The sequence below is a fragment of the Streptomyces sp. TLI_171 genome (genome assembly GCF_003610255.1).
Classification (GTDB): domain Bacteria; phylum Actinomycetota; class Actinomycetes; order Streptomycetales; family Streptomycetaceae; genus Kitasatospora.
This window is the reverse complement of sequence record NZ_RAPS01000001.1, coordinates 5,530,822-5,542,455: the sequence shown is the minus strand read 5'-3', so window position 1 is coordinate 5,542,455 and position 11,634 is coordinate 5,530,822. Positions and strand designations below refer to the sequence as shown.

Below are 11,634 nucleotides of genomic sequence, written 5' to 3'. Positions count from 1 at the left end.
GGGGGTGCCGCCCGGCGGCGTTGTGGGCGCGGGAGGAACGGCGGACGGTGGCGGGGGGTCAGTCCCCGGTGAGCCAGGACTCGGTGCGGCGGTGGCGGCCGAGGCCGACGGCGGCGAACTCGTCGTGGTGGCCCTCGCCGGTGGCGCCGAGGTGGCGGAGGGCGAGCGAGACCGGGCTGCCGGTCGCGGCGGTGAGCGGGCCGAGGGTGAGGGCGCCGGCGTTCCACACGGCGACGCTCTGGTCGCCGGTGCCGCCCCAGAAGTCGGCCTCGACGTACGCGACGGGGCCGGTCGCGGACCAGCCGGCGAGGGTGCGGTCGAAGCCGCGGGGCAGCATCCGGAACGGCGCGAGGCGCTCGGCGGCGGGGACGGTGAGCGCGTCGTGCAGGTCGTCCGTCATCGGCAGCAGGGCGAGCCCCTGGGCAAGCGGGGCGAGGCGGGCGGTGGTGGCGGTGCGCAGCAGGTCCTCGGCCGCGACGACGGCCTCCAGGTAGTAGCCCATCGGCGACGGCCTACTTCTTCTTGAGGCGGTAGATGACGGTGTCCCCGGTGACGCCGACGACCTCGTAGTGGGTGTCGAGCAGGCTGGCGATCCGGGGCACCAGGTCGGGCTGGTAGGGGGAGGTGCCGGAGTCGTCGACGACGACCTCGGGGAAGCCGTTGGTGGAGATCTCGTTGTCGAAGGTCTGCCAGGCGTCGGAGACGGAGTACTGCTCGCCGACCTTCTCGCCGCCCTTGCCGCCGCTGAAGTTGGTCAGGAAGCCGGCGGTGAGGTACCGGGTGGCGGGGCGGCGGTCGGCGAGCCAGTAGACCTCGGGGTGCATGCCCCAGACCAGGACGGTGTCCTTGGGGGTGGTCTGGGCGGCGACGGCGGTGGCCACCTCGGTGGTCTGGGTGAGTCGCTGGCCGGGCCAGAACACCGCGAGGCCCCAGAAGAAGGTGCAGGCCGCGGTGGAGTAGACCAGGACGGGCTTCCACGGCACGGCGGAGGTGGCGACGGCGCCGACGCCGAGCAGGACCAGCGGGGGCATCAGCTGGAGGTAGTAGTGGCCGAAGAAGTGGAAGCCGACGGAGACCGCGATGATCGAGGAGGCGAGCCATACCCAGAGGTCGACGGTGGAGCCGTGTTCGGGGCCCCGGGCGGGTACCGGTCGTCGGCGGCGGCGCAGCCACAGCCGGTGGGCGTAGGGCAGCAGGAAGGCCAGGCCGGCGGTCATCAGGATGGCGGAGTTGCCGAGGGCGCGGCCGAGCATCTGGGGCCAGTTGTTGCCGAGTCCGGCGTAGTCGCCGGAGCCGGTGACGACCCAGAACAGGAAGCCCTTGGGTTTGGTGAGGATGACGGCGACCAGCGCTATCGGCAGCGCGAACCCGAAGCCGATCTTGGCGAGTGCGGGGGGCCAGTGGACGCCGCGGCGGCGGGTGTCCTGGAGCAGCATCCACAGCACCGGGAGCAGGACGGCGCCGCCGGTCTGCTTGGTGAGGGAGCAGAGGGCGACGGCGATGCCGGCGGCCAGCCAGCGGCGGCGCTCCGCGTAGCGGAAGGCGGCCACCATGGCGGGCAGCATGAAGACTTCGAAGGTGGCGGCCTGGGTGTCCTCGGGCGAGAGTCCGATGGAGACCAGCAGGTAGATCAGCCCGGCGCAGCGGCCGGCCTTGTCGCCCCAGCGGCCGCGGGCGATGGAGGCGAGCAGGACGGCGGTGGCGAGGTGGGCGCAGATCGCCAGGGTGCGCAGCGGCCAGAGCGAGACGGAGCCGAAGACGGCGAAGCAGGCTTCGTACAGCCAGGGCAGCAGCGGGGGTTTGCGGTCGACGACGGTGTCGTAGAGGACGCCGCCGTCGGCGAGCATCCGGGCCTGGGTGGCGAGGTAGCCCTCGTCGGGGCTCCAGACGGGGCGCAGGAAGGACGGCAGGTGGGTGAGGGTGGCCACCAGGGCGAGCAGCGGGACCAGCCGGGTCCAGTACCCGGTGCGGACGCGGGCCGGTAGTCGGTCGGCGAGGGCACGTGGGCGGCTCGTGGCAGTGATGGGCACGGATGACAACCTACCGGGCGTGAACGCGCGGGGAAGCGCCAGTCCACGAATGAGTGTGACAGTCAGACAATGAGCGCACCGCCGAGGGCCGTTCGGCGGTGCGCTCATCGAGGGAGGAGCAGGTCAGCTGCGGGCCATCGTGCGGGTGCTGACCAGCGCCGCGATCTTCTTGGCGACGGCCGGGGCGGTCAGGCCGATCTCCTCCATGATCTCGGCGCGCGAGGCGTGGTCGAGGAACTCCTGCGGGATGCCGAAGTCGCGCAGCGGCACGTCCACGTCGGCGTCGCGCAGCGCCTGGGCGATCGCGGATCCGACGCCGCCGGCCCGGCCGTTGTCCTCGACGGTGACCACCAGGCGGTGCTGGGCGGCCAGGCCGGGCAGTGCGGCGTCCACCGGCTTGACCCAGCGCGGGTCGACGACGGTGCTGGTGATGCCCTGGTCGGCGAGGAGTTCGGCGGCCTCCAGGCAGAGCGGGGCCATCGCGCCGATCGAGACGATCAGCACGTCGGCGGCCCGGTCGGCGGAGTCGTCGGCGTCGCCGCGGAGCACGTCCATGCCGCCGACCTTGCCGACGGCGGGGACGGCGGGGCCGACGTTGCCCTTGGAGTAGCGGACCACGGTGGGGGCGTCGGCGACCTCGACGGCCTCGCGCAGCTGCAGGCGGACCTGCTCGGCGTCGCGCGGGGCGGCCAGCCGCAGGCCGGGGACGACCTGCAGGATCGACATGTCCCACATGCCGTTGTGGGAGGCGCCGTCGGTGCCGGTGACGCCGGCCCGGTCGAGCACGAAGGTGACGCCGAGCCGGTGCAGCGCGACGTCCATCAGCACCTGGTCGAACGCCCGGTTGAGGAAGGTCGCGTAGACCGCGACCACCGGGTGCAGGCCGTTGGTGGCCAGGCCGGCGGCGCAGACCGCGGCGTGCTGCTCGGCGATGCCGACGTCGAAGATCCGCTCGGGGTAGGCCTTGGCGAACGGGGCCAGGCCGACGGGGTGCAGCATGGCGGCGGTGATGGCGACCAGGTCGCGGCGCTCGCGGCCGAGCGCGACCATCTCCTCGCCGAACACGGACGTCCAGTCCTTGCCGGCGGTCTTCACCGGCAGGCCGGTGTCGGGGTGGATCACGCCGACCGCGTGGAAGCGGTCCTCGTCGTTGTTCTCGGCGGCGTGGTAGCCGCGGCCCTTCTCGGTGATGCAGTGCACGATGACCGGGCCGCCGAAGCCGCGCGCCTTGGTGAAGGCGGACTCCAGGGCCTGCAGGTCGTGGCCGTCGATCGGGCCGATGTACTTGAGGCCGAGGTCCTCGAACATGCCCTGCGGGGCGATGAAGTCCTTCAGGCCCTTCTTGGCGCCGTGCAGGGTGTCGAACATCGCCTGGCCGACCACGGGGGTGCGCTGCAGCGCGTCCTTGCCCCAGGACAGGAAGCGCTCGTAGCCCTGGGTGGTGCGCAGCGTGGAGAGGTGGTTGGCGAGGCCGCCGATGGTCGGCGAGTAGGACCGCTCGTTGTCGTTGACGACGATGACGATCGGCAGGTCCCGGCTGTCGGCGATGTTGTTCAGCGCCTCCCAGGCCATGCCGCCGGTGAGCGCGCCGTCGCCGATCACGGCGACCACGGGGCGGTCCTTCTGGCCCTGGATCTTGTTGGCCTTGGCCAGTCCGTCGGCGTAGCCGAGGACGGTGGAGGCGTGCGAGTTCTCGATCACGTCGTGCTCGGACTCGGCGCGCGACGGGTAGCCGGACAGGCCGCCCTTCATCTTCAGCCGGGAGAAGTCCTGACGGCCGGTCAGCAGCTTGTGCACGTAGCTCTGGTGGCCGGTGTCGAAGAGGATGCGGTCGCGCGGGGAGTCGAAGACCCGGTGCATCGCCAGCGTCAGCTCGACCACGCCGAGGTTCGGGCCGAGGTGGCCGCCGGTCTTGGAGACCTCCTCGACCAGGAAGCCGCGGATCTCCTCGGCGAGCGCCGACAACTGCGCGGGCGTGAGTCGATCGAGATCGCGCGGTCCCCGAATGCGGGTCAGCAGGGCCACCCGTTCCTCCTCGTCCAAGTTCTCGCGCCCGCATGGGCCCGGAGGGCGTACGCCCCGCTTGAGTCTAATGTCCATTACCCGCGCGTAGTGCGGCGGGCAACCCGGACCCCCTTTCGGGTGGCCGGGCCCGGAACGCGCCGAACCGCGCGACCGGCCCCTGTATGGAGGGGAAGCGCCGGTCGCGCGGTTGCGGGTGGTGCCGGATCAGCCGCGTCCGTGGGACTTCTGGGTGCGGCGGGAGACCGAGTCCAGGACCACCGCGGCGAGCAGCACCGCGCCGGTGATCATGTACTGGATGGCCTGCTGGGCGTGGATCATGTCCAGGCCGGTGGTGATCGACTGGATGACCAGGATGCCGAGCAGCGCCGACCAGGTCTTGCCGCGGCCGCCGAACAGGCTGGTGCCGCCGATGACGGCGGCGGCGATGGCGCTCATCAGCACGTTGCCGCTGCCCAGCGCCTTGTCCGCGGAGCCCTGCTGGGAGGCGATGAACAGGCCGCCGAGGCCGGCCAGGCCGGCCGAGATCATGAAGACCGAGATCCGCACCCAGGCGACGTTGATGCCCGCGCGGCGGGCCGCCTCGATGCCGCCGCCGACCGCGAAGATCTGCCGGCCGTAGCCGGTGCGGCGGAGCACGAAGTCGGTCAGCGCGACGATGCCGACGAAGATCACCAGCGGCAGCGGCAGGCCGCGGTCCTGGTTCAGCATGTAGGCGGCGACCAGCACCACGACGCCGATCACGCCGGTGCGCAGCGCGATCTCGCTGAGCGGGCGGGCCGGCAGGTTGGCGGCGGAGCGGCGGCGCGAGTCCAGCAGCTGGCCGCCGGCGAACAGCGCGATGGTGACGATGGCGAACAGCCAGGCCCAGATGATGTCGCCGTCGCCGAGGAAGTAGGTGTCCAGGTTGGCCACCACGCCGTCGATCGGGTTGTTGACGGTGCCGAGGTCGCCGAGGACGAGCATCTGCAGGCCGTTCCAGGCCAGCATGCCGGCCAGGGTGACGACGAAGGCGGGGACGCCGATCTTGGCGAAGAAGTAGCCGTGCAGGGCGCCGATGGCGACCGCGGCGGCGATGGCCAGGACGATGGCGAGCCATTCGTTCAGGCCCTGGCGGACCGAGAGCACCGAGGTGATCGCGGCGGTGGCGCCGGCCACCGAGCCGAGCGACAGGTCGATCTCGCCGAGCAGCAGCACGAACACCACGCCGACCGCGATCAGGCCGGGGCCCGCGATCCACTTGGTGATGTTGGTGAGGTTGTCGGCGTTGAGGAAGGTGCCGGTCTTCACCTGGAAGATCGCGGCGATGATGATCAGGCCGATGACCACCGGCAGGGAGCCGAGCTCGCCGCTGCGGATCTTGCGGGTGAACTCGTCGAAGTAGCCGGCCAGGCCCTCCTTGCGGACCAGCAGGCGCGGGTCCACCGCGGGGGCGGCGGGGGTGGTGGGGGTCTCGGTGCTCACTTGGCTTCCTCCGCGATTCGGGCCTGACGACGTGTCACCGCGTTGTCGGTGGCGCCGGTGATGGCGGAGATGATCTCCTCGTGCGAGGTGGTGGCCACCTCGAAGCTGCCGTTGTTACGGCCCAGGCGGAGCACCGCGACGGTGTCCGCGACGGCCTTCACGTCGGCCATGTTGTGGCTGATCAGGATCACGCCGAGGCCGCGCTGGCGGAGTCGCTCGACCAGGTCCAGGACCTGGGCGGTCTGCTCGACGCCGAGGGCCGCGGTGGGCTCGTCCAGGATGACGATCTTGGGGTCGCCGACCAGGGCGCGGGCGATCGCGACGACCTGGCGCTGACCGCCGGAGAGCGAGGCGATCGGGATCCGGACGCTCGGGATGCGGATCGAGAGGGTGTCGAGGAGCTCGCGCGCGCGCTTCTCCATGGCGACCTCGTCCAGGGTGCCGAAGCGCTTGAGCTCGCGGCCGAGGAACAGGTTGCCGACCACGTCGAGGTTGTCGCAGAGCGCGAGGTCCTGGTAGACGGTGGCGACGCCGAGGGCCTGGGCGTCGTGCGGCCGGTTGACGGTGACCGGCTTGCCCTCCCACTCGATGACGCCCTCGTCGATCGGGTGGACGCCCGCAATGGTCTTGACCAGGGTGGACTTACCGGCGCCGTTGTCGCCGACCAGGGCGACGACCTCGCCCGCGTGGACCTCCAGCTGCACGTCGGTGAGTGCCTGGACGGCGCCGAAGCGCTTGGAGACCCCGCGCAACGCCAGTACGGGTGCGCCTGTCACGTGAACCATCTCCTTGAGTCCCGTGTCGGACCTGACGTTTCCGACACGGCCGTCCCGCGCACCGGGCCGGGCACGCGGGGTAGTACTGAGCGGTGAAGCGGTGCGGGCGGGGGCTCCCGAGCGGTCAGGGAGCCCCCGCCTCGCGGGTGTTACTGCAGGCCGGCCGCGGTGCAGGCGGCGGCGAAGTCGGCGGTGCAGACGTCCGCGACCTTGTACAGACCGTCGGCGATCACGGTGTCCTTGATGTTCGCCTTGGTGACGACCTTCGGGTCCAGCAGCTTGGCCGGGATGTTCTTGTCGGTGTCGCTGTCGATGGTCGACGAGGCGACGGCCTTGACGTCCTTGCCCTGCAGCAGGTTGACCGCGAGCTCGGCGGCCGAGTCGGCCAGCGGCTTGTACGCCTTGTAGATGGTGTACGCCTGGTCGCCGGAGACGATCCGCTGGATGGCGTCGAGGCCCGCGTCCTGGCCGCCGACCGGGACGTTGATGCCCTGGGACTTCAGCTGGGTGATGATCGCGGCGGCCATGCCGTCGTTGGCGGAGTAGACGGCCTGGAAGCCGTCCTTGCCGAGCTGGGTGATGGCGGCGCCGACCTTCTGGCCCGCGACGGTGGGCTTCCACTCACCGCTCTGCTCGTAGACGACCTTCTTGACCTTGCTGTCCAGCACCTTGTGGGCGCCGGCCTTGAACTTGCCGGCGTTCGGGTCGGCGTCGTCACCGTTGATCATCACGATGTTGGCGTCGGCGGCCTTGGCGCCCAGCGCGTCGACCAGGGCCTGGCCCTGGAGCTCGCCGACCTTCTCGTTGTCGAAGGAGACGTACGCGGAGACCGGGCCGGTGGCCAGGCGGTCGTACGCGATGACCTTGACGCCCTTGCTCGCGGCCTCGGTCACCCAGGACTGGGTGGACTTGGCGTCGAACGCGTCCAGGATGATCACCTTGACGCCCTGGGCGATCAGGGTGTCGAACTGCTGCTTCTGCTTGGCGGCAGAGCCCTCGGCGTTGCTGTACTCGACCTTGCAGTCGGCGCAGAGCGCCTTGACCTTCTGCTCGATGAACGGCTTGTCGAAGGACTCGTAGCGGGTCGAGGACGCGTTCTCCGGCAGCAGCAGGCCGATCGACTTGTTGTTGCCCGAGGCCGCTGCGTCGCCCTTCTTGTCATCGCCGGCCTTGCCACAGGCGGCCATGGTCAGAGCCATCGAAACAGCGGCGGTACCGACGACGACGCGACGCATCATTGCGTTCATGGTGGGGGGTGCCTCCCTGACAGAGCCGCAGAACATTGCGGCGAGGTGGCAGGAGTCAACCTCGCAAGCAAGCTTGTCGTCAATAAGTAAACCCGGAGGCCACGTGATCCAAACACATTCGTTATCTTCCTGAAGGCTTACCCGAGATCGGACGGCCCGTCAGATCGACTCCCGAGGCACGTCCCGGCGCCTCAGAGCACCCCGGTCTCGCTCATCTCGCTCATCACCAGGGCCAGCGCCCCGAGCACCTCGGCACGGCCGCCGAGGGTCCCCGGAACCACCGACAGCTGCCGGGCCGCACTGGGGATCGCGTACCGGGCGACCGAGTCCCGGATCGGGGAAAGCACCAGCTCACCGGCCTCGGCGAGGTCTCCGCCGAGGATCACCCGGCGGGGGTTGAGCAGGTTGCACAGGGTCGCCACGCCCATGCCGATCTGCCGGCCCGCGTCGGCGATCACCCGGCGGCAGCCCAGGTCACCCTGCTGGGCCAGCTGCACCACCTTGCTGAGGCTCAGCTCGCCGGGGTGGTTGGCGTTCAAGAGGTTGAGCAGGTAGCGGGAGCCCACGAAGGTCTCCAGGCAGCCGCGGTTGCCGCAGCGGCAGACCGGCCCGGCCTCGTCCAGCGTGATGTGCCCGATCTCGCCCGCGGTGCCGCCCTGACCCCGGTAGATCTGCCCGTTGATGACCAGTCCGGAGCCGACGCCGCTGGCCACCTTGATGTACGCCAGGTCGCCCAGGCCGCGTCCGGCGCCCCAGACCAGCTCGCCCAGCGCGCCCAGGTTGGCGTCGTTGTCCACGTGGACCGCCATGCCGAGCCGACCGGACAGCTCCTGGCCCGGCATCACGCCGGTCCAGCCCGGCAGGATCGCGGTCGAGCCGAGCGCCCCGGTCTCCACGTCGATCGGGCCCGGCACGCCCAGGCCCACGCCGATCACCTTGTCGGGCTGGAAGCCGGCCTGGCCGAGCAGCCGCTCCACCATCCGCTCGGCCCGGTCGAAGCCCTGCTGCGCGGAGACGTCCACGTCCAGCGGCTCGCTCTCCTCGGCCAGCACCCGGTGCGCCAGGTTGCCGACCGCCACCCGCAGGTGGGTGTGGCCGAAGTCGACGCCCACCACGATCCCGGCGTCCCCGCTCAGCGACACGCTGCGGGCCCGGCGGCCGCCCGAGGAGGTGTCGGCCACCACCACGGTGCCGGACTCCTTCAGCTCCCGGACGATGTTGGACACCGTCGCGGCCGACAGCCCCGTGCCGCGGGCGATCTCCGCCTGGGTCAGCGATCCGGCCATCCGCACCGCCCGCAGCACCCGTTCGAGATTCGCCCGGTGCAGCGAGGACTGCGATCCCGGTGTGTCCGTCGACATGTTCCACCCTCCAGGGCGCACTTGCGGTTCGTCCAGTGTTCAGCTTCAACTTCTGAACTCTATGCTCAGGCACCGCTCCGAGGGGCAGTCAAGTACGAACACGGATCGTTACTCACGTGGGAGGATGCCCGGTATCCGAGCCCTGACGAAGGAGTCCTGCGAGTGCCTGGCACCAACTTGACCCGTGAGGAGGCCCGCACCCGGGCCGCACTCCTGCACGTGGACGCGTACGAGATCGAGCTCGACCTGAGCTCGGCACGCGAGGGCGGCACGTTCCGGTCCACCACCGTGGTCCGGTTCACGGCCACCGAAACCGGCGCCTCCACCTTCATCGACCTGGTCGCCCCCGCCGTCTCCGAGATCGTCCTCAACGGCTCCCCGCTGCCGCTGGAGAACTTCGCCGACAGCCGCATCGCGCTGCCCGGCCTGGCCGCCGAGAACGAGCTGCGGGTGGTCGCCGACTGCGCGTACACCAACACCGGCGAGGGCCTGCACCGCTTCGTCGACCCGGCCGACGGCGAGACCTACCTCTACACCCAGTTCGAGGTCCCGGACGCCCGGCGGGTGTTCGCCAACTTCGAGCAGCCCGACCTGAAGGCCTCCTTCGCCTTCACCGTCACCGCGCCGGCCGGCTGGGTCGTGGTCTCCAACTCCCCCACCCCGGAGCCCGCGGGCGAGGGCGACACCCGGGTGTGGACCTTCGAGCCCACCCCGCGGATGTCCACCTACATCACCGCGCTGGTGGCCGGCCCGTACGTCGGCGTGTTCGACAGCTACGACAACGGCTCCCAGCACGTCCCGCTGGGCGTCTACTGCCGCCCCTCGTTGCGCGAGTACCTGGACGCCGACGCGATCTTCGCGGTGACCAAGCAGGGCTTCGACTACTTCCAGGAGAAGTTCGACTTCGCGTACCCGTTCGCCAAGTACGACCAGCTCTTCGTCCCGGAGTTCAACGCCGGCGCGATGGAGAACGCGGGCGCCGTCACCCTCCGCGACCAGTACGTGTTCCGCTCCAAGGTCACCGACGCGTCCTACGAGATGCGCGCCGCGACCATCCTGCACGAGCTCGCCCACATGTGGTTCGGCGACCTGGTCACCATGGAGTGGTGGAACGACCTCTGGCTGAACGAGTCGTTCGCCACCTTCGCCGAGGTGGTCTGCCAGGCCGAGGCCCCCGACTCCAGGTGGCCGCACTCCTGGACCACCTTCGCCAACCAGATGAAGACCTGGGCGTACCGGCAGGACCAGCTGCCGTCCACCCACCCGATCATGGCGGAGATCAACGACCTGGAGGACGTCCAGGTCAACTTCGACGGCATCACCTACGCCAAGGGCGCCTCGGTGCTCAAGCAGCTGGTCGCCTACGTCGGCCAGGACGCCTTCTTCCAGGGCGTGCGCGCCTACTTCAAGCGCCACGCCTGGGGCAACACCCGCCTCGCCGACCTGCTCGGCGCCCTGGAGGAGGCCAGCGGCCGGGACTTGAAGACCTGGTCCAAGGCGTGGCTGGAGACCGCCGGCATCAACGTGCTGCGGCCCGCGCTGGAACTCGCCGCGGACGGCACCATCGCCTCCTTCGCCGTGCTGCAGGAGGCCCCCGCGCTGCCCGCCGGCGCCCGCGGCGAGGCCGTGCTGCGCCCGCACCGGATCGCGGTCGGCCTGTACGACCTGGTCGACGGCAAGCTGGTGCGCACCGACCGGATCGAGCTCGACGTGGACGGCGCGCGCACCGAGGTGCCGCAGCTGACCGGCCGTCAGCGGCCCGCCGTGCTGCTGCTCAACGACGACGACCTGTCGTACGCGAAGGTCCGCCTCGACGACGCCTCGATGGCCGTGGTCACCGAGCACCTCGGCGACTTCGCCGAGTCCCTCCCGCGCGCCCTGTGCTGGGCCTCCGCCTGGGACATGACCCGCGACGGCGAGCTCGCCACCCGCGACTACCTGTCCCTGGCGCTGTCCGGGCTGAAGCGCGAGAGCGACATCGGCGTGGTGCAGTCCGTCCACCGCCAGGTCAAGCTCGCCCTGGAGGTCTACGCCGACCCGTCCTGGCGCGAGAGCGGCCTGCAGCGCTGGGCCGCCGCCGCCGAGACGGCGCTGCGCGAGGCCCCCGCCGGCAGCGACCACCAGCTCGCCTGGGCCCGCGCGCTGTCCGCCGCCGCCCGGACGGACGGTCAGCTGGCGCTGCTGGCCGGCCTGCTGGACGGCAGCGAGAGCATCGAGGGCCTGGCCGTCGACACCGAGCTGCGCTGGGCGCTGCTGGTCCGCCTGGTCGCCACCGGCCGGGCCGACGAGGCCGCGATCGAGGCCGAACTGGCCCGCGACAACACCTCCTCGGGCCAGGAGCACGCCGCGACCTGCCGCGCGGCCCGCCCCACCGCCGAGGCCAAGGCCGCGGCCTGGGCGTCCGTGGTCGACTCCGACGAGCTGACCAACTACGTCCAGGAGGCCGTCATCGCCGGCTTCCAGCAGGCCGACCAGCGCGAGCTGCTGGCCCCCTACACCGCCAAGTACTTCGCCTCGGTGAAGCAGGTGTGGGAGACCCGCAGCCACGAGATCTCGCAGCAGATCATCGGCGGCCTGTACCCGTCCTACCTGGTCTCGCAGGCCACCCTGGACGCCACCGACGCCTGGCTCGCCGAGGCGGACCCGGCGCCGGCGCTGCGCCGCCAGGTGGTCGAGGCCCGGGCCGGCGTCGAGCGGGCGCTGAAGGCGCAGGCCGCCGACCGCTGACGGTCCG

The 11,634-nt window shown here is 71.0% G+C and carries 8 protein-coding genes; 1 reads left to right on the top strand and 7 read right to left on the bottom strand.

Annotated features, from left to right (window positions below; genetic code table 11):
- Positions 1-58: 58 nt before the first annotated feature.
- The 7 genes from BX266_RS24985 to BX266_RS24955 all read right to left on the bottom strand — a co-directional run bounded on the left by BX266_RS24985 (position 59) and on the right by BX266_RS24955 (position 8,900).
- Positions 59-502, bottom strand: a complete 444-nt coding sequence (locus BX266_RS24985) for a hypothetical protein (RefSeq protein ID WP_099903287.1) — start codon at positions 500-502, stop codon at positions 59-61.
- A gap of 10 nt (positions 503-512) precedes the next feature.
- Positions 513-2,030, bottom strand: a complete 1,518-nt coding sequence (locus tag BX266_RS24980) for a glycosyltransferase family 39 protein (protein ID WP_099903286.1) — start codon at positions 2,028-2,030, stop codon at positions 513-515.
- Between the two features lie 123 nt (positions 2,031-2,153).
- Positions 2,154-4,055 (bottom strand): 1-deoxy-D-xylulose-5-phosphate synthase, encoded by a 1,902-nt coding sequence (dxs, locus tag BX266_RS24975; RefSeq protein ID WP_180290603.1) that lies wholly within the window; start codon positions 4,053-4,055, stop codon positions 2,154-2,156.
- A gap of 204 nt (positions 4,056-4,259) precedes the next feature.
- Positions 4,260-5,516 (bottom strand): sugar ABC transporter permease, encoded by a 1,257-nt coding sequence (locus BX266_RS24970; RefSeq protein ID WP_099903283.1) that lies wholly within the window; start codon positions 5,514-5,516, stop codon positions 4,260-4,262.
- Complete coding sequence (locus tag BX266_RS24965; protein ID WP_099903281.1) at positions 5,513-6,301, bottom strand: ATP-binding cassette domain-containing protein; 789 nt, start codon at positions 6,299-6,301, stop codon at positions 5,513-5,515. Before BX266_RS24965 ends, BX266_RS24970 begins: the two co-directional genes overlap by 4 nt.
- A gap of 140 nt (positions 6,302-6,441) precedes the next feature.
- Positions 6,442-7,539 carry a sugar ABC transporter substrate-binding protein gene (locus BX266_RS24960; protein ID WP_180290602.1) on the bottom strand — a complete coding sequence of 366 codons (1,098 nt, stop codon included), beginning with the start codon at positions 7,537-7,539 and terminating at the stop codon, positions 6,442-6,444.
- A gap of 191 nt (positions 7,540-7,730) precedes the next feature.
- A complete protein-coding gene (locus tag BX266_RS24955; RefSeq protein WP_099903280.1) occupies positions 7,731-8,900 on the bottom strand; it encodes an ROK family transcriptional regulator in 1,170 nt (389 codons plus the stop codon).
- 162 nt (positions 8,901-9,062) lie between these two features.
- Here BX266_RS24955 and pepN point away from each other — a divergent pair, with 162 nt between their 5' ends.
- Positions 9,063-11,627, top strand: coding sequence for an aminopeptidase N (gene pepN / locus BX266_RS24950; protein ID WP_099903278.1), 2,565 nt, complete (start codon positions 9,063-9,065; stop codon positions 11,625-11,627).
- Positions 11,628-11,634: the final 7 nt, after the last annotated feature.